The organism is Streptomyces sp. NPDC002130, from assembly GCF_040296465.1.
Lineage (GTDB): Bacteria > Actinomycetota > Actinomycetes > Streptomycetales > Streptomycetaceae > Streptomyces.
The window spans coordinates 1-21,857 of the sequence record NZ_JBEOXI010000136.1 but is presented as its reverse complement, the minus strand read 5'-3'; the positions used below and the strand labels follow the sequence as shown (position 1 = coordinate 21,857).

17 protein-coding genes, 2 tRNA genes and 2 pseudogenes are annotated in these 21,857 nt (G+C 72.7%); 13 read left to right on the top strand and 8 right to left on the bottom strand.

Annotated features, from left to right (window positions below):
* Window positions 1-200: 200 nt before the first annotated feature.
* Window positions 201-1,400, bottom strand: a complete 1,200-nt coding sequence (locus ABT116_RS24605; protein ID WP_351637568.1) for a YncE family protein — start codon at window positions 1,398-1,400, stop codon at window positions 201-203.
* Window positions 1,401-1,489: 89 nt separating this feature from the next.
* On the opposite strand from ABT116_RS24605, the gene ABT116_RS24600 reads away from it, so the two are divergent.
* The 10 genes and pseudogenes from ABT116_RS24600 to ABT116_RS24555 form a co-directional block, all read left to right on the top strand.
* Window positions 1,490-2,467 (top strand): ABC transporter substrate-binding protein, encoded by a 978-nt coding sequence (locus ABT116_RS24600; protein WP_351637565.1) that lies wholly within the window; start codon window positions 1,490-1,492, stop codon window positions 2,465-2,467.
* Between the two features lie 92 nt (window positions 2,468-2,559).
* A complete protein-coding gene (locus ABT116_RS24595; protein WP_351637563.1) occupies window positions 2,560-3,717 on the top strand; it encodes a FecCD family ABC transporter permease in 1,158 nt (385 codons plus the stop codon).
* A complete protein-coding gene (locus tag ABT116_RS24590) occupies window positions 3,714-4,721 on the top strand; it encodes a FecCD family ABC transporter permease (RefSeq protein ID WP_351637561.1) in 1,008 nt (335 codons plus the stop codon). The genes ABT116_RS24595 and ABT116_RS24590 overlap by 4 nt, the downstream gene beginning before the upstream one ends.
* 20 nt (window positions 4,722-4,741) lie before the next feature.
* A complete protein-coding gene (locus ABT116_RS24585) occupies window positions 4,742-5,563 on the top strand; it encodes an ABC transporter ATP-binding protein (RefSeq protein ID WP_351637559.1) in 822 nt (273 codons plus the stop codon).
* A 57-nt stretch (window positions 5,564-5,620) separates the two neighbouring features.
* Window positions 5,621-5,734: a streptamidine family RiPP gene (gene amiA, locus ABT116_RS24580; RefSeq protein WP_268256018.1), complete on the top strand. Its 114-nt coding sequence runs from the start codon at window positions 5,621-5,623 to the stop codon at window positions 5,732-5,734.
* A gap of 93 nt (window positions 5,735-5,827) precedes the next feature.
* Entirely contained in the window at window positions 5,828-6,670 is an 843-nt protein-coding gene (locus ABT116_RS24575) for a hypothetical protein (RefSeq protein WP_351637557.1), read from the top strand.
* Window positions 6,667-8,148: a CocE/NonD family hydrolase gene (locus ABT116_RS24570; RefSeq protein ID WP_351637555.1), complete on the top strand. Its 1,482-nt coding sequence runs from the start codon at window positions 6,667-6,669 to the stop codon at window positions 8,146-8,148. Before ABT116_RS24575 ends, ABT116_RS24570 begins: the two co-directional genes overlap by 4 nt.
* Complete coding sequence (locus ABT116_RS24565; RefSeq protein ID WP_351637553.1) at window positions 8,145-9,524, top strand: YcaO-like family protein; 1,380 nt, start codon at window positions 8,145-8,147, stop codon at window positions 9,522-9,524. Before ABT116_RS24570 ends, ABT116_RS24565 begins: the two co-directional genes overlap by 4 nt.
* A 14-nt stretch (window positions 9,525-9,538) precedes the next feature.
* The gene (locus ABT116_RS24560; protein WP_351637551.1) at window positions 9,539-10,672 is read left to right on the top strand and encodes a nitroreductase family protein; all 1,134 of its coding nucleotides are present in this window, start codon (window positions 9,539-9,541) and stop codon (window positions 10,670-10,672) included.
* Window positions 10,669-11,454 (top strand): annotated as a pseudogene (locus ABT116_RS24555) (ABC transporter transmembrane domain-containing protein); the annotation flags it as partial. The gene ABT116_RS24560 and the pseudogene ABT116_RS24555, both read left to right, overlap by 4 nt.
* On the opposite strand, the pseudogene tig reads toward ABT116_RS24555, so the two are convergent.
* Both tig and ABT116_RS24545 read right to left on the bottom strand, forming a co-directional pair.
* Window positions 11,453-11,986 (bottom strand): annotated as a pseudogene (gene tig / locus ABT116_RS24550) (trigger factor); the annotation flags it as partial. The pseudogenes ABT116_RS24555 and tig overlap by 2 nt on opposite strands.
* A gap of 195 nt (window positions 11,987-12,181) precedes the next feature.
* Window positions 12,182-12,258, bottom strand: a tRNA-Pro gene (locus ABT116_RS24545).
* Between the two features lie 164 nt (window positions 12,259-12,422).
* Here ABT116_RS24545 and ABT116_RS24540 point away from each other — a divergent pair.
* Window positions 12,423-12,496 (top strand) — tRNA-Gly (locus ABT116_RS24540).
* Window positions 12,497-12,961: 465 nt separating this feature from the next.
* Here ABT116_RS24540 and ABT116_RS24535 read toward each other — a convergent pair.
* Together ABT116_RS24535 and ABT116_RS24530 are read right to left on the bottom strand one after the other, a co-directional pair.
* Window positions 12,962-15,514: a protein kinase domain-containing protein gene (locus tag ABT116_RS24535; RefSeq protein WP_351637549.1), complete on the bottom strand. Its 2,553-nt coding sequence runs from the start codon at window positions 15,512-15,514 to the stop codon at window positions 12,962-12,964.
* A 103-nt stretch (window positions 15,515-15,617) separates the two neighbouring features.
* The gene (locus ABT116_RS24530) at window positions 15,618-15,812 is read right to left on the bottom strand and encodes a hypothetical protein (protein WP_003990237.1); all 195 of its coding nucleotides are present in this window, start codon (window positions 15,810-15,812) and stop codon (window positions 15,618-15,620) included.
* Window positions 15,813-16,508: 696 nt separating this feature from the next.
* On the opposite strand from ABT116_RS24530, the gene ABT116_RS24525 reads away from it, so the two are divergent.
* Complete coding sequence (locus ABT116_RS24525; RefSeq protein WP_502983931.1) at window positions 16,509-17,621, top strand: acyltransferase family protein; 1,113 nt, start codon at window positions 16,509-16,511, stop codon at window positions 17,619-17,621.
* A 15-nt stretch (window positions 17,622-17,636) separates the two neighbouring features.
* On the opposite strand, the gene ABT116_RS24520 is transcribed toward ABT116_RS24525, so the two are convergent.
* Together ABT116_RS24520 and ABT116_RS24515 are read right to left on the bottom strand one after the other, a co-directional pair.
* Window positions 17,637-18,074 carry an HD domain-containing protein gene (locus tag ABT116_RS24520; RefSeq protein WP_351637570.1) on the bottom strand — a complete coding sequence of 146 codons (438 nt, stop codon included), beginning with the start codon at window positions 18,072-18,074 and terminating at the stop codon, window positions 17,637-17,639.
* A 30-nt stretch (window positions 18,075-18,104) separates the two neighbouring features.
* Window positions 18,105-19,283, bottom strand: a complete 1,179-nt coding sequence (locus tag ABT116_RS24515) for a SpoIIE family protein phosphatase (RefSeq protein ID WP_351637545.1) — start codon at window positions 19,281-19,283, stop codon at window positions 18,105-18,107.
* 162 nt (window positions 19,284-19,445) lie between these two features.
* Between ABT116_RS24515 and ABT116_RS24510 the strand changes: the two genes are divergently transcribed.
* Window positions 19,446-20,696 (top strand): GNAT family N-acetyltransferase, encoded by a 1,251-nt coding sequence (locus ABT116_RS24510; protein WP_351637543.1) that lies wholly within the window; start codon window positions 19,446-19,448, stop codon window positions 20,694-20,696.
* Window positions 20,697-20,712: 16 nt separating this feature from the next.
* Here the strand turns inward: ABT116_RS24510 and ABT116_RS24505 are convergent, their stop codons facing one another.
* Entirely contained in the window at window positions 20,713-21,522 is an 810-nt protein-coding gene (locus ABT116_RS24505; RefSeq protein ID WP_351637541.1) for an Fpg/Nei family DNA glycosylase, read from the bottom strand.
* Between the last annotated feature and the right edge of the window lie 335 nt (window positions 21,523-21,857).

Genomic DNA, 21,857 nt, shown 5'->3' with positions numbered 1-21,857 from the left:
CCGACCTGTTCCGTCCCGACACCGAGAAAATTACGGAGCTACGGCTTCAGTCGATTATCGGAGGCGCTTCTCCGATCCCTGCTGGAGCAATAACGCCTCGAAGGTGATCTGGGCCGGATCGGCGTAGGACCACTGCATGCGGTTCGGCTCGGGCCGAGGAGCGCCCTGCCCTGCACCGGCCGCGAGGCGCGGCCCTGCTGTCAGCGGCCCACGGGATCGTCTTCGGCGCCGTCGGTCCGCGTGCGCAGCAGTGCGTGGCCGCCGTGGCTCAGGGGGGTGTCCAGCTGCAATCGGGCTGCTTCGCTGCCGGTTCGGGCGTCGAAGACGTGGACTTCGCCGTGACCGCCGCGGGTGACGGCGACCCAGTCGGAGCCCGGCGAGGCGGCCACCGCACGGCGTTGGACGCCCTCCCAGGGGGTGCCGCCGCGGCGGGGTGCGCCGTCCATGGCGGGAAGCGAGACCCGGCGGGCGGTGTCGTCGGCGTCCAGGAGGATCAGTTCGTCGCCGTCCGGATGAATGCGGGTGAACGCGGTGTGGTGTTGGGCGAGGGCCAGCCGGAAGACCAGGCCGGGGCCGAGCTCGGTCAGAGTGGTGCGGTTCGTCTCCAGGTCGTGGCGCCATGCCTGGTTGGTCCATTCCGGCCACCGCAGCGGGTCTGCGGGACCGCCCCGCAGTGTCGACCACAGCGCCCGTCGCCGAGTGTCGAGCCGCAGGTACCAGCCCCGGGCAGGTGCATCCCAGGGGATCGTCTGCTCCGGGGCGAGAGTGTTTCCCTCGCGGCGTGCCCGGTGCACCCCGTCACCCGTGGCTGCGAACACGTGGCTCGAGTACGGGTCTTGAGCGTCCCCGTGTCCGTCGTCCGGCAGCGGAAGGTGTGTGTGGGGCGCGACCGGAGGGCAGCCGGGTGGTGCCGCGAGCAGGTCGGCGAACCGGTGGACGGCCAGTGTGCCGGGCTCCCGGTGCCGTAGGACGACCAGCGGATCACCGTTGCCCATAACCGTCGCACCCGGTTCGCCGACGCGGGTGCGTACCCGGGTCGCGTCTCCCGTCGTGAGGTCGACGACCGTCAGCAAATCCGACCACGGCTCGCCGTTCTCGCCCACGCCCGTCGTGACGGCCGCCCACCGGCCGGACGGGTCGCAGGCCAGGTGCTCGGCCGGCACGGCGACCGGTATCGCCGTCTCCACCAGCTCATCGCCGAAGGGGTCGAGCACCAGCAACTCGCCCCTGCGATCGTCGACGCAGGCCGCTCGCCCGCCCGGCAACGGCAGGAATCCGGCGTGCTCCGAGAGGTGACGGCCGGTGAGGCGGCCCGTCTCGGTGCCGTCCGGCACGGCCAGCACGTGGACGGATCCCTCCAGGTGGTCGGAGACGAGCAGCAAGGCGAGGGCGGCTGTCATCGATGCCTCCATGAAAACAGGTCCTGGTGAAAACGATTATCATGTATCTTCGGTGCGTTCCGGGTCCCTGAGAAGAAGCGAGGGCATCGATGCTGCGCTCACCGTCGAGATTCGTCCGAGGCTGGATCACCGCAGCGCTGGTGGGCTCGGTGCTGGTCGGGTGCGGATCGTCCACCGAACCGGCGAGCGAGAAGGCCGCCGCGGCCGGCCCGAAGACCGACGTCACCGTCGAACCCATCAAGGCGACACGGGCGTTGACCGACGCGGGCGGCGTCAAGGTCTCCCTCGAGAAGGAACCCGAGCGCATCGTCTGCCTGTTCGCGCTGTGCGACGACATCCTGACCGAGCTGGGCATCGTCCCCACGGCCACCAACAGCGCACTCCTCGCCCACCCCGACTTCCTGGGGGAGGAGAAGGCGAAGAAGGTCGACGTCATCCCCGGCGGGTTCATCGCGCCCGAGGTGGAGGCGATCCTCTCCCACAAGCCCGACCTGGTGATCGGCCTGAAGGACACCCACGGCAAGCTCGCCCCGGCCCTGAAGGACGCGACCACCTTCTGGCCCATGCAGCCCGAGACGTGGGAGGACAGCGTGGGCTACCTGCGTGATGTCGCCGCCCTCACCGGCCGTACCGCCGAGGGCGAGAAGGCCGAGAAGGCCTTCCGCACCAAGCTCGCCCAGGCCGAGAAGAACAGGAGCGACAAGACCGCGCTCATCATCTACGGCAGCGACGAGAACTTCGGCGTCGCCACCCCGGAGACGGACCTGGCCGCCAGTCTCTTCCCGAAGCTCGCCGACTACCCCTGGAAGTCCCGCGGAGTCGAGGGCAGTTACAGCCTCGAAGAGATTCTCGCGGCGGACGTCGACGTGCTGTTCGTCGAGACACTGAGCTTCGGCGAGGCGGACGGCAAGCTGTCGGAGAAGCTGGCGAAGAACCCCCTGTGGGGCAAGATCCCGGCGGTGAGGAACGGCGACGTCCACGAGGTGAACTCCGAGGTGTGGGCCAAGGGGCGCGGTACCCGTTCGCTGGGCATCGTCCTCGATGAGGCCACGGCCGCGCTGCGGTGAGCGCGCCCACCGCGACACACACCGCAGCAGGTGACCCGGCATCCGGCGCACGGCGATCCGTGCGCCGAGCGGGAGTATGGCAACTGCCCGTCGTGGTCACCCTGTTGGTCGCCGCGTCGGCCTGCGCGCTGAGCCTGGGCACGCCCCATGTCCCGCTGCACCGGCTGCCCGGTGCGCTGATGGAGGCGGACAGCACGCTCGCCGGGATCGTCGTCACCGAGCTGCGCGTGCCCCGGCTCGTGCTGGCGCTCGTCGCCGGGGCCTGTCTGGGTGCGGCGGGGCTCGTGCTGCAGGAGGCGCTGCGCAACCCCTTGGCCGTCCCCGAGATGCTGGGTGTGTCGTCCGGTGCCGCGCTCGGGGTGGCCGCGCCGCTGGTGCTGTCGGTGTCCCTCCCTGCCGCTGTTCAGCCCCTGCCGGCCATCGGCGGGGCCGCGATGGGCGGCGGGCTCACGCTGCTCGCCGCGGGGCTGGGGCGCAGTCCGTCCGCCGTGCTGCTCACCGGCGCCGCGGTCGCCGCCGCGATGCAGGCCGCGCTGCTCGTGCTGATGGTGATGGCCGACCAGCTCGACCTCCAGCTGATCTACCGCTACCTGCTCGGCTCCCTCTCCGCCCGCACCTGGGACGACGTCACCGGGCTGTGGCCGTGGCTGCTCGTCGCGGTTCCGGCGCTCGTGCTCTGCGCGCCGGTGCTCTCCGTGCTGCGGCTCGGGGACGAGGATGCCGAGGCGCTGGGTGTGCGCGCCCAGCGGGCCCGGCTGGCCGCGTTGGCCATCGCCGTCGTGCTGATCGCACCCGTGACGGCCGTTTGCGGGCCGGTTGCGTGGGTCGGTTTCCTCGCTCCGCACCTGGCGCGGCGGTTCGATCCCGCGGCGGACGCGGTGCGCTGGCTGCCCTGGTCGGCTGCGTGGGGCGCCGTCGTCGTGGCCGTCGCCGATGTCCCGGCCCGCCTTGCCCTGGCGCCTGTGGAGACGCCGGTCGGCGCGTGGACGGCTCTGGTCGGGGTGCCCGCCGGGGTCGCCCTGCTCCGGTCGGGCAGCCGCAGGCCGACGACCCGGCGCCGAACGGCGGCCACCGCTGCCGCGGGCTCGGCGCCGCAGGGCGCCCAGGCCGTGCCCTCCAGTCCTTCGGAGAAGGGGGAGCCTTCCAGGCGGGCCCGAGAGAGTGTCCGTCGAGGGGCTCCCGGGAGCGACGGCCCTTCCGGTGTTTCCGCTTCACACGGTGAGACGACCGGAGCGGAGGAGGCCCGGTGAGCCGGCGCTTCGCGGTACTCGCCGCACTCACCGTCGTATGCGCCGGTGTCGAACTGGTGGCCGGGCGCGGCATGTCCCCGGCCGTGGTCTGGGACGTTCTCGGCGGGGGCGGCGATACGACGGAACGGCACATCCTGTTCCAACTCCGGCTGCCCCGCCTCCTGGTGGCCCTCGGTGCGGGGGCGTGCCTCGGTGTGGCGGGCCTGGTCCTGCAGTCGGCGCTGCGCAACCCGCTGGCCGGACCCGAGGTGACGGGTGTGACGCCGGGCGCGGTGCTCGGTGCCGTCGCCGCGACCGGCCTCGGACTCGCGGGGTGGGAATCGCCCCTCGCCGTGGTCGTCGCCGCGTGCGTGGGCGGCTGTGCCGGGGCCGCGCTGCTGTGGCTGCTCGCCGGACGCGGCCGCAGCGAGCCCGCGCAGACCGCCGTGCATGGCGTGCTGGTGTCGGCGGTGCTCGGCGGGCTCACCGCCATGGTGCTGCTCGTCGCGCCGGGCGAACTCGGCAGCGTCGTGCAGTGGCTCGTCGGCACGACGGAGGGCCGGGTGTGGCAGCACTGGCACCTGCTGTGGCCGTGGGCGCTGGCCTGGGGTGCCGCGGCATGGCTGCTGGCAGGACCGCTGACCCTGCTGCGCTGTGGGGACGACATCGCCCTCGCCGCCGGGCTGTCCGCCGCCCGCGCCCGGGCGCTCGCACTGCTGTGCGCGGTGGCGCTGACAGCGGGTGCGGTGGCCGCCGTTGGAGCGCTGGGGTTCGTCGGGCTGCTCGTACCGCACCTCGCCCTGGCCGTCTTCGGCGCCGACCTGCGGGTGACCCTGCCCGGCGCCGCCCTGGTGGGCGCGGCCGTGGTGTGCGGGGCGGACGCGGCGGCGCAGCTGTCCTCGCGGCTGCTGGCGGACGCGCTGGACTCCGGGCGGCTCACGCTGCCGGTCGGGGCCCTCACCTCCTGCCTCGGGGCCGCGCTGCTGCTGCTCGTCGTGCGCCGCGCGCCGGGCCGTACGTTCTGATTTCGACCGAAGGACACAGCATGACCGAGTCCGTGGGGATCCGCGCCGAGGGGGTCCACTTCGGCTACCCCGGCCAACCCGTGTTGCGCGGCGTCGACATGACCGTCGAGCCGGGTGAGCTGACCGCCCTCATCGGCCTCAACGGCTGTGGGAAATCAACCCTGTTGCGGCTCGCCGCGGGGCTGCTGCAGCCGGACGAGGGACGTGTCCTGCTCGCCGGTGACGACCTCGCCCGGCTGTCCCGGCGCGCCACTGCCCGACGGGTCGCGCTGCTGCACCAGTCGGCCCCCGCTGTCCCCGGCATGACGGTGCGGCAACTCGTCCGGCAGGGGCGGTACGCCGCGCGCGGCCCGCTCGGCATGCTGCGCGAGGGCGACGACCCCGTCGTACGCCGCGCACTGCGCGACGTCGGCGTGGAGCAGTGGGCCGAGCGTGATGTGGACGCCCTGTCCGGAGGCGAGCGGCAGCGGGTGCGGCTCGCCATGGCGCTCGCCCAGGACACCCGCGTCCTGTTGCTCGACGAGCCGACCACCTACCTCGACCTGCACCACCAGCTCGACGTGCTGCAGACGGTGGTCCGCCTGCGCGAGGAGCGCGTCCTCACCGTGGTGATGGTGCTGCACGACCTGGCCCACGCCGCCCGGTTCGCCGAGCGGATCGTCGCGCTGCGCGACGGCCGGGTGGTGGCCGACGGCACGCCGCAAGAGGTCGTCACGCCGGGGCTGCTCGCAGAGGTCCTCCGGGTGGCCGGCCGGGTCGGCCGGGACCCCGAAGGGGGCTGGCCCGTGTGTTATCCAGATCACCCTCTCCCAGCTCTAGAATATGAAAATCATATTCATTAGAGTCCTGGTGTGGCGCTCACCAGAACGCCATATCTCCCTGATGAAGAAGGAGAGTTCATGGACACCGAGAAGGTCTTCGCGCCGATCGCCGACCCGGGTCAGCTGGCTCACGCCTCGGCCACGCACTCCAACGCCCTCGTCGAGAACCCCTTCGAGGACACCGAGGAGTAAGCGAGGGTCCAGCACCCTCGACCGTGGGCCCGCCCGTCACCTCGCGGGCGGGCCCACGCCCTTCCAAGGCCCCTTTTCCGCAGGAGGATCGACGTGTCCCGCAGCCAGCTCGTGCCCGGTGTCGAGGTCGTCGCCGTACCCGGGCGGGGTCTCGCCGTCCGTACGGCCGAGGGGGAGTTCCTCACTGTCAGGACGAAGGACGCGGACGAGGACGCCCTGCTGTCCCGCCTCTCCGGTACGGCCGCAGGTAAGCCGGACGACGAAATCGACCGCATCGTCCGCGCCTTCGAGGACGCCGGGTACCTGGCGGACGGACCGCGGCGCCCGCGATGGCCCGCCGGCCGCCGTGACATCCGGCTGCTGGGCGACGCCGTCCTGATCGAACCACTGGCCGCGCTCCTGCGCGCGCTGGGCGCCGAGCCGCGAACGGCCGTGCACAGCAGCCCGTCACCGTCGCCTGACGACCTGTCCGCCGGAGATCCCGCCGCCGTCGTGTGGTGTCTCGACGGGCCGGTGCCCGAAGGGCTGTGGGACGCGGCCGACCGGCTGCCCGAGCGCGGCATCGCCTGGCTGCGTTGCCACCGCGAGGGCTGGCAGGCGTACGTCGAACCCCTCGCGGCCACTGCCGGGGACGTCACCTCGGCACACGTCCGGGCCCGCCGGCTCGCCGCCACACCCGCGCACCGCGAGCTGGCCGCCTACTGGAGCGGGCCTCGTACGTCCGGTGCGCCCGTTCACCTCACCGCGCCCGCCGCGGGGCTGCTGGCCGCCCTGCTCGCCGACGACCTCAGCCGGTGGATCACCGGCGCGACCGACACGGACGGCCTCCCCGCCCGGCGCCGGCTCCGGCGCGTCGACCTGCGCACGCTGACCGTCACCGAGCACCCCGTGCTGCCCGTCCCCGACGTCGCCCCGATGCCGAAGCAGGCCGGATGACGCCGTCCACGGTGGCCGTCGAAGGGCTCGCCACCGACCTCCACCTCCCGGACGGCGGCGGCCCCTTCCCGGCCGTCCTCATCCGCACGCCCTACGACCGGACACGGCACCGCGCCGAGCTGCGCGGCTGGGCCCGCCACGGGTTCGCGGCACTGGTCCAGGACGTACGGGGCCGGCACGCGTCGCCGGGGGAGTGGCACCCGTACGAGAACGAGGCCGCCGACGGAGCGGCGACCGCCCGCTGGATCCGCCGACAGCCATGGAACGACGGGCGGTTGGTCGCCGTCGGCGCCTCCTACGCCGCTCACTGCGCCCTCGCGCTCGCGCTCGACGAGCCCACGGACGCCCGGCCCGACGCCGTCATCGCCGCCGTGCCCGCGCTGGGCACCGCCGAGACGGCCCGCGAGCCCTCCGGCGTGGAACGGCTGCTGGCCCGCGCCGGATGGTGGGCGGCCCACGGCGACCGGACGGACTCCGACGACAACGCCCTGGACAAGGCCCTCGCCGCGGACCCCGGCCTGCTCACCCATCTGCCGCTGACCGGCCTCCCCGGCCGGCTCGGCCGGAGCCTGCCCTCGTGGCCCGGCCTGTGGCGGCACCGCGAACGCGGCCGGCTTCTCTCGGGAGCGGAGTACGCCGGGATGCCCCTGCTCGCGGTGGGCGGCCACCACGACCACTTCACCGAGGACACCGTGACGCTGTGGCGCCGCTGGGGCGGCCCGTCGGCGCGGCTGCTGCTGGGACCCTGGGGGCACGGCCTCGTCGCCGCGCCCGGACCCGACGCCGATCCGGCACACCGGGTGAGTCTCGGCGAGCTCTATGTGCGATGGGCCCGCCGCGCTCTCGCCGGGGACCTCGCTCCCGGGCAGCGTGGCGTGGTCGGCCTGGGCGGCAGCACTCTGTGGGTGACCGCCGACGCAGAGGGAGAGCCGCGCACGCAGAACATGCGTCTGCTGCACGGCTCCTCCTTCACGGCCGATCCCGAACGCCCCGTGTCGTCCGAGGACCTGGCCGTTCCCCAGAACGGCCCGCCCGACCGCTGTCTGCTGGTCACTCCGCCGCTGCCGCGTCCGCTGGACGTGGTCGGGCCCGTGGAGGTGCGGCTGCGGGCCACCGCCCACACGCCGTCCGCCGACTGGGCCGTCCGGCTCGTCGCACTCACCCCCGAGGGGGTGGCTCAGCGGCTCGCCGTCGGGGTCGTCCGGCGCGAGGAACCACCAGGAAGGCAAGCCGAGTTCACCGTGGGGCTCGGCCGGCTCGCGCGGCGGCTGCCCGCGGGCACCCGGCTCCGCCTGGAGATCGCCGGGCACCACTTCCCGGCCCACGCCCGCAACCCCCACACCGGCGACGACCCGGTCACGGCCAGCCGGCTGCTCCCCTCCCGGCGCGAGGTCGACGCCGGGAGCGTGGCGCTCCGGCTGCCCGTGCTCCTGTCCCGTCCCACTCCCGCCCATCCCGCAGAGGAGATCCCGCGATGACGGCGCTGCCGCTGGAAGCTCTCGTCGACCCCGTCTGCGGCATCGTCCGCGACGTCAAGCCCGTCGATCACCCGGTGGGCGCACCGCCCCGCTACATCGCGCTCACCGCCGAGATCGCCGACGCCCGCAGGCTCGGCCTGTGGCCCGCCGACCGGGTGTCGCTGGGCACCACCTTCGGCGACCCCGAAGGCGCGCGCATAGCCGCGATAGCGGAGGGGATCGAGCGGTACTGCGGCAACCGCGTGCCGCCGCCCGGCCACCCCGACGCCCCCCTGCGTGCCACGGCCGCCGAACTGGCCGAGAAGGGGCTGCGGCTGTACGGGCCGGACGAACTGCCGACCTATGCCGACTGGCAGTACGCCCGGGAGAAGTTCCCCTACCGCCCCCTCACCGCCGACACGCCGTCGCTGTGGACGCGTGGCACCGAACGGCTGCCCGAGGGCCGGACCGCCGAGGTCTGGGCGCCCGTCGCACTCACCCACCTCAACTGGCGTCAGGGCGAGCTGCGTTCACTGCCGCGCACCCACCACCTCAACTACGCGGGGATCGCCACCGGGCAAGGCTTCGGCGACGCCGTCGAGCGCGGCCTGCTGGAGATCGTCGAACGCGACGCACTCGAACTGTGGTGGCACCTCGACGGCCCGACCCGCGGCATCGACCCGGGCACCGTGCCCGGCCTCACCGACGACCTCGCCGGATCCGCGCTCGACGTCCATCTCGTCGAGATACCCTCGGAGTTCGCCCCCTGCATGGCCGCGCTCGTCCACGACCCCCGGCTCGGCCTGTACGCCGCCGGTTTCGCCTGCAAGCACGACCCGGCCGAGGCCGCCCGCAAGGCCGTCCTCGAAGCCGTCCACACCTGGGTGTTCACCCGAGGTCTCACCGACCCCGACGGCTGGGTGTTCCAGGCCGTCGAGGCCGGACTGCTCGCGCGCGGGTTGTACCTGGACCATCGCGAGGACGGCCGCTACCTCGACCTGTGCGGCGAGGAGTTCGAGCACGTCCGGGACCTGGGCGCGCACGTCCAGGTGTGGCTGGACGAGCGGATGGCGCCCGAGGCCCGGCGGTTCACCGACCCCGCGCACGGGACCGTCTCCATCGACGCGGTCGAGCCCGGCAGCCGGGACCGGCTGGAACGTGCGCTCCACGAGGGCGGCCACCGCATCATGACGTTCGACCTCACCACCGAGGACGTGGCCGAGACGTCCCTGCGCGTCGCCCGGGTCCTCGTCTCCGGGCTCCTGCCCAACGCCCCCGCCGCCTTCGGCTACTTCGGCTGCCCGCGCCTGGCCGACGCCGCTGTCGCCCGCGGCTGGCGGACGACCGTGCCGAGCGCGCCGGAGGACTTCACGCTGGCTCCTCCGCCGCACATGTGAGGGACCTCCTCCCCGTGGACCTCCTTCATGAGCGCCTGGACCTCGTCACCGCCCTCGCCCGCGCCCGTTCGCCCGAGCGGCCCGGCCCGGACACGTCCGCCGGTCCCGTCGTCCGCGCTTGGCCCGGACCGTCGTACGCCCTGCCGCAGGCCGCCCCCGGGCAGCCGGACCTGGACCGGCTGCTCCGCCTCTCCCTGGCGGCCTCGGACGGCTCCGGGCGGCTGCGGCCCGCCCCCTCCGCCGGCGGGCTGCACCCGGTGGACGCCGAGCTCGTCGTGGGCACCGGCTGCCCGCTGCCGCCCGGGCGCTACGGCTACGACCCGCTGCGCCACCGCGTGCACCGCATCGGCCAGGAACCCGACGGCACACTGCCCGGGGCGACCGTCGAACTGTCCGTCACCCCACGGCGCACGGTCTCCCACTACGGCCACCGCGCCTGGCCGCTGATGCTGCTGGACACCGGGCACGTCGCCGCGACGCTGTGGCTCGCGGCCCGCGCGCTGGACATGGCAGAGCCAGCACTCCGCTTGGACGGGCTGAGCGAAGGCCCCCTGGCCGCACTGCACTTCACCCTGCCTCGAAGGGCAGGCCGGGATTCTCAGCCCGAGGGGGCGAGCCCGCCCATGGACGTGCCCGCCCCCGGCGAGCTGCTGGCCCGCCGCAGCGCCGCGCCACCGCTCACAGGCACCCCGTCGCGGGACGTTCTGCGTACGGTGCTCGCAACCGCCGTCCGGGCGAGCACCGGTGAGCTCGCCTGGTGCGCGGCCGTCGGTGAGCCGCAACCCGAACTGGTCGAGTCGGCCCCCGACGGCACACTGCGGCGGCTCGCGGCGGGGGAGGCACGGCCGACGCTCGCTGTATGGGCAGCGGGGCAGGGGTGGATCGCGGACGCGGGCGCCGTCCTCCTCGCGTACGGCTGCCCGGCGGACGCCGACGCCGCGCTGATCCGCCGAACGCACCTACGGGCCGGCTTCGCCGTCCACCTCGCCCACCTGGCCGCCGTACGGCGTGGGCTGGCCGCCCGCCCCGTCGGCTCCTGGCAGCAGGCGGACCTGGGCGCTGCCCTCGGCGCCCCACCGGGCCGGGACTGGATCGTCCACGGCCTGGCCCTCGGCACCACCCGCCCCGACGAGGAGAAGACCTCGTGATCGTCCACCCCGAGCTGCGCCGCGCCGCACGCCACGCACGGCGCCCCCTGCTCGCGGCCACCCTCTTGCAGGCGGCCGTCACCCTCACCCACTTGGCGCAGGCTGTGCTCCTGGCAGTGGCCCTCGCCGACCTGGCCCGCGGTGAAACGGACCGGCTCCCGCTGCTCCTCGCCGCGGTGCTCGGCGTCGTCGCCGCACGCGCCGGGCTCGGCACCTGGCAGCGGCGCACCGCCACCCGCGCCGGGGCCAGGGTCAGGGTCGCTCTGCGGGACGAACTCTTCGCCCACCTCGGACGGCTGGGCCCCGCGCACCTGACCACCGCCCGCGCGGGAGCCGTCCGCACCACTCTCGTCGACGGCGTGGAGGGCGTCGACGCCTACGTCTCCCGCTACCTGCCGCAGCTCCTGATCACCCTCACCGTGCCGCCCTTCCTGCTCGCCGCCTTGGTGGTCGTCGAACCGGCCGCACTCCTCGGCCTCGTCCCCGCCCTCCTGCTGGCGCTGGTCGGGCCGCGCGCCTGGGACCGGCTCCTCGCCCGGCGCGGCAAGGAACACTGGGACACCTACGAGGAACTGGGCGCCGACTACCTCGAAGCACTGCAGGGCATGCCCGCCCTGCGGGCCGCAGGCGCCGTCGGGCGCACCCGGGAGCGGCTGGAGAAGCGGTCGGCAGCGCTGCACCGGGCCACCGTCGCCAAGCTGCGCGTGTCCCTCGTCGACACCGGCCTCACCGACCTGGCCGTCCAGGGCGGCACCGCGGCCGCCGCGCTGCTGGCCTGCTCAGGACCTCGCCGTCGACCTTGGCCTGCAGGTCGATCGTCACGACGTCGCCGTCCTCGGCGGCACGCTCGACCGGGGCGGTGGAGGCGAAGCGCTCGCGCAGCTCCTCGACGGCCTTGTCGACGTCCTCGTCGGTGACCTCGACCGCGTCGACCTCGACCTCGATGCCGGAGAAGTCCGGGATCTCGATGGAGGGGCGGATGTCGACCTCGGCGGTGAAGTTCAGCGTCTCGCCGTCCTTCAGCTCCGTGATGTCGACCTCGGGCTGGCCCAGCACGCTGAGCTCGGCCTCGTTGACCGCGTCGGTGTAGAACTTCGGAAGCGCGTCATTGACCGCCTCCTCCAGAACCGCACCGCGGCCGAACCGCTGGTCGATGACCCGGGCCGGGACCTTGCCCTTGCGGAAGCCCTTCACCGTGACCTGCTGGTTGATCTTCTTGTACGCCGCGTCGAGGCTGTCCTTGAGCTCCTCGAAGGGCACCTCGACAGTGAGCCGAACCCGAGTCGAGTTCAGGGTCTCCACGGCGCTCTTCACGGTTCGGTCTCCTTGTGGCTGACTTCTTGGTTTCTGCCGGGGCCAGAACGGCCCGGCGGATTTCGCCGCCCGGAGGACTTCAGACGATGAGGACACACGGGCGTGCAGCTTGCATAGTAACGGCAGCGACTACACCGCCCAAAAGGCGATCACGTGAGTGATCCGATGGGCGATCACGCGAGGTGATCGGGTGGCTGGTCGGGGTGGCGGGATTTGAACCCACGGCCTTCCGCTCCCAAAGCGGACGCGCTACCAAGCTGCGCCACACCCCGTCTGGTGCGACACGTAGGGTACATGCCGCACGGCGGTGCGGCCGCCGCATTTCCCCAGGGTGTGTGCCGCGCCGTCCCCGGCGGGAATGCGGTGTGCGACGGAGGGGGCCGACCCGCTACGATGCCTTCAGTGCCGCGGTCCCCCGACCTGCGGCGCGTGCTGTGCGGGCGTAGCTCAATGGTAGAGCCCTAGTCTTCCAAACTAGCTACGCGGGTTCGATTCCCGTCGCCCGCTCCATATGGCTCAGGGCCAGGTCAGAGGATCATTCCTCGACCTGGCCCTGAGCCGTGTCAGTAGTCTCGTGTCCATGGATGCGTTCTTACCGTTCCTGATCGCGACCGGAGTACTTGCCGCAGTCCTGGGCTTCTTCGTGTGGCTGGGCTCACGCATTCGTCGCCGGGGCCTCGCGGGCGGAGCCATGAGTGCGGCCCTGGCCTCCTATGAGGAGGCGTTCCGTGTCACTGCCCACGAATCTCACGTCGAGATCCGGGCTCAGGCAGAACGCAAGGCGCCGATCCTGTCGCCTGACGATCACTGGGGCCGCGGCCCTCACGAAGCCAGTCGGACAGGCGCGCAGGATCACCGTCCGCGTCCGCGACGCTCACGGCGAGGTCTTGGCCGCTGGGTCGATCGGCTGAGGCACGGTCGCTGACCGACGGACACGGTGTTCTTGGTCGCGGGAGGAGTCGTCGCGAGCCGGTGTCAGAGGTCCCGGACGTCCACGGTGTAGATGGAGCGGACGCCGTACGGGACGTACAGGGCGTCGCCGACGAGGAGGGGTGGTGCTCCGGAGGTGACGAGGAGGCTGTCGACCCGGCCGCCGTCGTCGCGGCCGTATCGGGTGTCCTCGACCTTGCCGCTGCGCGCGTTCAGCGCGGCCAGGCGGCCGCTGGGCGACGCGAAGTACACGTGGGTGGCCGAGGCGGTCGGCGGCCCCTGCCGCTCCAGGGTGGAGTTGGATTCCCACAGCGTGCGCCCGGTGAGGGGCGCGACGGCGCGGACGCCGCCGCTGCTGCGCGTGAAGTAGACGGTGCCGCGGGCCAGGTACGCCCTCGACCCCTCGGGCCGGGGCTTCGCCAGTCGGCGCACGGTGAGCTCGTGCGAGGCGACGTCGATCAGGGCGAGACCCCGGGCCGTGGAGTAGCCGTCCGCGAGCACCAGGCGTCCCTCGTGCCGGCCGAGCAGGTGCAGCGCGCCTTCGGCCTCGACGGTCCAGCGGGACTTTCCGGTGGCCGGATCGATCTGCGAGACGGTGGTCTCGGCGGCCTTCTCGTCGTCCGCCATGGTCGTGCAGAGCAGGTAGGCGCGGTCGGCCGCCGCGTCCAGGACGCAGTCGCCGCGGGTCTGCGGCTCCGGCTGCCGCCAGCGGACCTTGCCCGTCGCGGCGTCCAGCAGGGCGTACTGGTCGCCCTGCGATCCGTAGAAGGTGATGACACCCTCGGACACAGCCGTGGCAGCGCCCTGGGGTCCCTCGGGGACCCTCGCCATCTCGCCGCTGCCGGTCGGCGTCCGCCAGATCTCCTTGCCGGTGTCCGCGGCCAGGGCGTGGACCGTGTAGCTGGACCCCACGCCGCTCGTGCCTTCCGCGTCCTCGGCCCCGTAGGCGTAGACGCGGCCGTCGCCGGTGCCGATGAGTGCGCCCTCGTCGCCGGAGGCACCGTCGGGTGTGGTGTCGACGGGCCGGCTCCAGGTGTTGCGGCCGTCGGCGAGGCCGAAGCGGGTCGCCATGAGGTCGGAGCCCGCGCAGACGAGGGAGGCGCCGACGACGGAGCAGCCCTTGAAGGAGGTGTCGGTCCCGGCCAGGCCGCCCTCGCTGCCCGTGGGGGCCTTCGCGGTGGCGACCCACGGCTTCCAGCCCTCGGGGAGGTCGGCCGCGCCCTTGGGAGGGTCGGCCACCTGGGCGGTGGACGAGGGTGGGCGGTCGTGGTCGCGGATCAGGGTGAGGGTGGTGGTGACGATCGCGGCGAGTGCGACGGCCGCGGCGGCCGAGATCAGCAGCAGCCCGTGTCGGCGGCGGCTGCGAGTACGCCCGGGCCCGGACGGCCGTGTCCCGGCCGGGTCGCGTGGCGGCCGGGGCTGTGCCGTCGGGGTCCTGTCGGGCCGGGGGCGGCCCGGACCGCCACGCCGCGCCGCGTCCCGCCCGGCGTGCGCCTCGTCGTCCAGCCGGGCATGCGTCCCGTCGCGCCCTTCGTCGTCCAGCCCGGCATGCGTCCCGTCGTGCGCCTCGTCGTCCAGACCGGCGCGCGTCCCGTCGTCCAGCCCTCCGGCCGCTACGGCGTCCGCACCGTCGTCCGCTTCGGCGGGCAGGGCGTGGGACGTTCTGCTCCGCTCGGTGCGGGCCGCGTCGGGCCAGACCGTGCCGGCCGGCTCGGTCGGCCGTGCGCCCGGCCACGGACGCACGGGGCGGGGCACGCCGGTGCCCGACACGGTGAGCGGGCCGGGGGTACCGCCTGCACGGAGCAGCGTGAACAGTTCGTCCGCGGCGGGGCGGGACTTCTGATGCTTCTCCAGGCAGACGCGGATGAAGGGGAGCAGTTCGTCGGGGACGCCGGTCAGGTCCGGTTCGCCCTCGACGACGCGCAGGGCCGTCTCGTACGGGCTCGGGCTGTCGAAGGGGCCGCGGCGGGTGGCGGCGTAGGTGAGGACCGAGCCGAGGGAGAACATGTCGGCGGCGGGGCCGACGTCCTGCGGGGAGGCGAACTGCTCCGGGGACATGAAGGGCGGGGTGCCCATGACGCGGCCGGTCTGGGTGAGGGCGTCCGAGGCGGCGAACTCGGCGGCGCGGGAGATGCCGAAGTCGATGACGCGGGGGCCGTCCTCGGCGAGCATCACGTTGGCCGGCTTCAGGTCGCGGTGGACCACTCCGGCGCGATGGATGTCGCGCAGCGCCTCGGCGAGGCCGGCGGCGAGACCGCGCAGGCGGGGCAGCGGGAGCGGGCCGTGCTCGCGGACGTGGGTGCCGAGGTCCGCGCCGGGTATGTAGAGCGTGGCCATCCAGGGGTGCGCGGCGTCGGCGTCCGCGTCCACGACGGGGGCCGTGAAGGCTCCGCTGACCCGGCGGGCGGCTGCCACCTCGCGGCGGAAACGGGCGCGGAACTCGTCGTCGTCGGCGTACTGGCTGTGCACGACCTTGATCGCGAGGCGGCGGCCGGAGGCCGAGCGGGCCAGGTAGACCACGCCCATGCCGCCGGAGCCGAGGCGGTCCTCGATCTGGTAGCCGCCCACATCCACCGGGTCGGAATCGCGCAGCGCCATCCCCGTACGTTCCCCCCGTCACGCACCGTCCTGTGGTCGGGGCGAGCGTAGCCGCCCGTGCCGGAGGCGCGTGGCGCGGGGCTCGGGAGGTGCGCCGTCCCGGTCAGAAGCTGATGGAGTTGATGGTCTCCGCTATCGAGTTGAGGAACCGCTGGATGTCGTCGGCCATGCCGGTCGAGGCGAGGAAGAAGCCGAAGAGGACCGCCACGATGGCGGGACCGGCCTTGATCGATCCGCCTCTCAGCAACACCACAAGGATGATCGCCAACAGCAGCACCACAGACAGTGAAATGGCCACAACTGATCACACCCTCGGTCGGTCCGCTCTCCCGGCCCGGGGACGCGACCCCGCGCACCCCGCCAGAACCATCGTGCCACCAACGCGGCCGGGCTATGCGGGCGCTGACACATCGACCACATCCGTGTCGCCCCCTCCCGTGTGAGCCGCCCGCGCGTCGGGGACCCGACTCCGAGCAGTCGCACGGCAATTCGACGAGCCACCCGCGCAGGGAATTCGGCCGAATCGTTTCCGTCTCCACACAACGCGTTCGCAGGTAATTCGAATTGTTGCCACAGGGCCATCAACACCCGCGCGAGGCACGCTCCGAAGAGGACGGAAGCGGACATTCCACGGGAGTCGCCTGCTGGTCTTATGCGCCACTTAGTCCGGAAGTATCACGATAACCAGGGCCGGGGCAGTACACACAAACCGCCAGTGGGCGATGTGTTGGCCATCACGCCGACAGTGACGTCAACCACCCGTAATCCGGGGTACTCGCAGCGAATAGCCAGGAATGACGTCCGGCGTTTTACGAATAGCTGCGGGGAACGCTAGGGTGCCTCAGATGTTCCACGCTGCCTCGTCCCCCGCACGCGCAGCGAGGTCCCGGATCGTCTCCCCGAGCTCCTGGTGGGAGGGTCTGTGACGAACTCGCTGCGACCGAACGGCGACCGCAGGGCGCCACTTCCCCCGGCACATTCGCCGGCCGACGGAGTGCCGAGCCCCCGCTCGCCGCAGAGCACGCAGAAGAAGCAGAACGGCAAGCAACGCGACGCGTTCTTCGACAACGCCAAGTACCTTGCGATCGTGCTGGTGGCCATGGGCCACGCCTGGGAGCCGCTCAAGGGCGACAGCCGGATACTCGAGGCCGCCTACCAGGTCGTCTACGCGTTCCACATGCCGGCGTTCATCCTCATCTCCGGCTACTTCTCGCGCAGTTTCGACATGCGCCCCGACCGGCTGAAGCGCCTGATCACCGGCGTGGCCGTGCCGTACATCATCTTCGAGACGGCCTATCCGCTCTTCAAGCGGGTCATCGACAACGACCCGCACCAGGAGATCAGCCTCCTCGACCCCTGGTACCTGACCTGGTTCCTGGTCGCGCTGTTCATCTGGCGGCTGACCACCCCCATCTGGAACCTGGTGCGCTGGCCGCTGCCGCTCGCGCTCGGTCTTGCCATGCTGGCCACCGTCACCCCGGAGATCGGCGACGACCTCGACCTGCAGCGCGTCCTGCAGTTCCTGCCGTTCTTCGTGCTGGGTCTGGTCATGAAGCCCGAGCACTTCCACATGGTGCGCACGCGTTCGGTGCGGATCGCGTCGGTGCCCGTGTTCGCCGCCGCCCTGGCCTTCAGCTGGTGGGCGGTGCCGCGCATGAACACCGCGTGGTTCTACCACCGTGACGCCGCACAGGAACTGGGCGCCCCGTGGTGGACCGGCCCGGTCATGGTCCTCGCGATGTTCGGCTGCTCCCTGGTGCTGACCGCCTGCTTCTTCGCCTGGGTGCCGCGCCGCCACATGTGGTTCACCGCCCTCGGTGCCGGCACGCTCTACGGCTACCTGCTGCACGGCTTCCTGGTGAAGGCCGGCGACTACCAGGGCTGGTTCGAGGCGTCCTGGCTGCACCGGCCGTCCGGTGAGATCCTCGTGACCGTCCTCGCGGCCGCCGTCGTGACGGTGCTGTGCACCAAGCCGGTGCAGCGCGTCTTCCGGTTCGCGATGGAGCCGAAGATGGACTGGGCCTTCAAGCGGGACGCGGCCGAGCAGGCCCGCGAACGCCAGAGCGCCGAACGGCGCGAGCGCGAGCGCGAGAAGGTCAACGCCTGACCCCCGGGGCGGCGTTCATCCGACGAGACCGAGAAGTGCGCGCATCCGCGCGTACTTCTCGGTCAGTCGTTCACGGGTCGCCGCGTCCAGCACCCCGAGCCGCACCGGGTCCGCGTTGTGCGCCAGGTCCGACTCCTTCACCAGCAGCGCGCCGGGCGTGGCGAGGATCCGCGCGGCGTACGCCTCCGGCGGCTCCCCCGCCTGCTTGGTGACCGCGAGGACGATGTCCTTCGTACGGCTGCTCAGGGCGGCCTCGCGCAGCCACTGTGCGGAGAGGGCGTCGTCCTCGACGGCGTCGTGCAGCCAGGCCGCCGCGATCTGCTCCTCGTCGCCGCCCCGCGCCCGTACGCCCTCCGCCACGGCCTGGAGGTGTTCCGCGTAGGGCCGTCCCGCCTTGTCGGTCTGGCCGGAGTGCGCGGCACGGGCGGTGGCCTCGACCTGGGCCAGGGTCATACGGGTTGTCTCGCTCACCGCTTCAGTGTCTCAGCGGTTCGCGGCGGCCGTCGGGCCTTCGCGGCAGATCAGCAGCAGGGCCCGGTCGTCGTTGACGTCCTTGGCCACGGCCTCGATGAGATGCCAGGCGGCGCCGTGGAAGCCGCCGGCCACATAGCGGTCGGCCTCCCCGGTGAGGCGGTCGATGCCCTCGACGATGTCGCGGTCGGCGGTCTCCACCAGGCCGTCCGTGAACAGCATCAGCACGTCCCCGGGCCGCAGTGAGCCCTTCACCGGGTCGAACTGGGCACCGTCGTACACCCCGAGGAGCGGGCCCTCGGCGGCCTTCTCCTCCCAGCGGCCGGTGCCGGCGCTGAGCTGGAGGCCCGGCGGGTGGCCCGCGGAGTAGAGCTCGTAGTCGCCGGAGTCCAGGTCGAGGACGAGGTGGATGGAGGTGGCGAAGCCCTCGTCCCAGTCCTGGCGGAGCAGGTAGCCGTTCGCTGCGGGGAGGAAGGCGTGTGGCGGGAGGGAGCCGAGCAGGCCGCCGAACGCGCCGGACAGCAGCAGGGCGCGGGAGCCCGCGTCCATGCCCTTGCCGGAGACGTCCGTGAGGACGACCTCCAGCGTACGGCCGCCGTTGGTGCGCGCCGCCACCACGAAGTCGCCCGAGAAGGACTGACCGCCCGCCGGGCGCAGCGCCATCTCCCGGTGCCAGCCGTCCGGCAGGTCGGGCAGCTTGCTCTGCACCCGGATGCGTTCACGCAGGTCGAAGAGCATGGTGCCGCCGCGCCGCCAGGGAACACCGACCCGGCTGCGGAACTGGGCCAGCAGCAGCCCGAAGAAACCGCAGGCCGCGACCACGAGCACGACGCCCGGGGTGACCCGCGACGGGCCCTCCGTGTACGGGCCGAGCCGCACCGACTCCACGATCAGCGCCGTGGCCGCCGCCGCGTACAGGCCGAGCAGGCTGGCGGGCCGCAGCAGCAGACCGCCGACGACGACGGGCAGCACCAGCGCGGCCGGGGAGAACCACACCGAGTTCGCCAGCGTGGCAGCCGCGATCAGTGGGACGGTCAGGAGCAGACCGACCAGGGCGATCCAGTCGGAGCCGTTGCCGCGGAAGTAGTCCACGGCGGCCCGGCGCACGCCGACACGGACCCGGTGCCACTGCTTCTTCAACCGGGCCGTGAACGTCTCGGCTTCCGCGCGCCGCTCTCGTCCTGATGCCATTAGTTCGGGACCCTATCCATCGGACCAGTGCCTTGGCACGGGAGGTCCTACTTGTCCCCCGTCCGAGGGCCGACATCACAGTGAACTTCACCGTGCTCCGCACCGCCGCCGCCCGGCAGAAATTGCCTCGCCCGTCCCGCATCGCGCTGGTAGGCATGGTTCATGGCAACTGACGCGAACGGCCTTTCGCCCGGTCTGCGGGTCCTGCGGCAGGACGATTGGGACAAGTGGTACGACACCCTGGTCCGGGGCTTCGGAGGGGTGCCGGAGTCCGACGAGGAGCGGGAGTTGTGGCGCTCGCTGACCGAGTACGACCGTTCCCTCGGCATCTGGGACGGGGACGAGTGCGTGGGGACGGCCGGGGCGTTCAGCTTCCGGCTGACGGTGCCCGGTGGCGCCTCACTGCCGGTCGCGGGCGTCACGATGGTCAGCGTGGCCGCCACGCACCGCCGGCGCGGCCTGCTGACGTCGATGATGCGGCGGCAGCTGGACGACGTGCGCGCGTGGGGGGAGCCGCTGGCCGTGCTCACCGCATCCGAGCCGGCGATCTACGGGCGGTTCGGATACGGCAACGGGACGCTGTCGTTGGCCGCCGAGATCGACACGACCCGGGTACGGCTGTCGGTGCCGGACGGTACGGATGACGTACGGGTGCGGTACGCGGTGCCGGCCGATGTGCTCGACGTGTGCGAGGCGTTGTACGCCCGGCTGGTTCCGGCGCGGCCCGGGATGCTGGCCCGGCGGCCCGGCTGGGAGCGGCTGGGGGTGCTCGATCCGGAGAGCGAGCGGGAGGGGGCGTCGCCCCTGCAGTGCGTGCTCGCCGAGCGGGACGGGGAGACGGTCGGGTACGCACGGTTCCGCGTCAAACCCGAGTGGGAGCTGGCCGGGTCCAACGGCACGGTGAGCGTGGCGGACTTGGCGGCGCTGGACCCTGCGGCGGACGCGGCGCTGTGGCGTTTCCTGCTCGGGATCGACCTGACGTCGAAGGTGACCATGCGGGGGCGTCCGGTGGACGACGCGTGGCAGTACCTGGTGTCCGACCAGCGACGGTGTCACCCGTGGTTCCGGGACTCGCTGTACGTGCGGCCGGTGGAGGTGGGCGCCGCGCTGGAGGCGCGGACGTATCAGACGCCGGTGGATGTGGTGTTCGAGGTGGAGGACGCGTTCTGCCCCTGGAACGCGGGGCGTTGGCGGCTGACCGGAGACCCGAAGGGGGCGTCCTGCGAGCGTACGACTGATGCGGCGGATGTCGCCCTGTCCGTACGGGAGTTGGGCGCGGCCTACCTCGGAGGTGTGTCGCTGGCCTCGTTGGCGGCGGCGGGGCGGGTACGGGAGATCCGGCGGGGGGCGCTGGCGGAGGCGTCGCTCGGGTTCGGGACGACCGTGCCGCCGTGGTTGCCGCACGGGTTCTGACGGACGGGCGCCCGTTTCAGGGGCGTTGGCAGGCCGGGCACCAGAAGAGGTTGCGGGCGGCGAGGTCGGCGGTGCGGATCTCGCCGCCGCAGATGTGGCAGGGCAGATCGGCCCTGCGGTAGACGTACACCTCGCCGCCGTGGTCGTCCACGCGCGGTGGGCGGCCCATCGCCTCCGGGGTGTGTTCCGGGCGGACCGTGTCGATGCGGTTGTTGCGGACGCCCTCGTGCATGAGGTCGACGAGGTCGGTCCATATCGCGTGCCACTCGGTGGGGGTGATGTCCTTGCCGGCGCGGTACGGGTTGATGCGGTGCCGGAAGAGGACCTCCGCGCGGTAGACGTTTCCGACGCCGGCGATGACCTTCTGGTCCATGAGGAGGGCGGCGATCGTCGTACGGCTGCGGGTGATGCGGCGGTAGGCGGTGTCCGGGTCGGCGTCGTCGCGGAGGGGGTCGGGGCCCAGGCGGTCGTGTATGGCCTGCTTCTCCGGGGGCGTGATGAGGGCGCAGGTGGTGGGGCCCCGGAGGTCGACGTAGGTGGTGTCGTCGGCCAGGCGGAGGCGGACGGTGTCGGTGGGGGGCGGCTCGGGGGCCGGGCCGAAGGTGACCTTGCCGAACAGGCCGAGGTGGATGTGGACCCAGTCGGTGTCGCGGAAGCCGAGGAAGAGGTGCTTGCCGTGGGCTTCCGTGTGGGTGAGCTCCGTGCCGGTGAGGAGGGTGGCGGCGGGGGTGAACTTGCCCTGGGGGCTGGTGGTGCGGGGTTTCGTGCCGAGGAAGGCGGCGGCGTAGTCCTGGGCGAGGCGGTGGATGGTGTGGCCTTCCGGCACGGTTCTCCCTGGGATCGTTGCCTTTGCCCACCGGGCCGGCGGTCGTCGGACCTCGGGTTTTGCCCGCCCGCCCACCCGGCACGGTTTCTCACGATGCCGAGGTCACGGGGCTCCGCCCCGGACCCCGGAGATTTCCCGCCCACCCACCCGACACGGTTCCTCAGGAGGCTGGAGTCACGGGGCTCCGCCCCGGGCCCCGGCGGGGACTGCGTCCCCTGCACCCCTCGGGGGCTTCGCCCTCCCCCCTCGGGGGCTTTCGTCCCTGGAGCCGGTGCCGGTCACGTCGACGGTGTTGAGGTTGACCTTGCGGGTGTACTGCGTGGAGCAGTCACCGC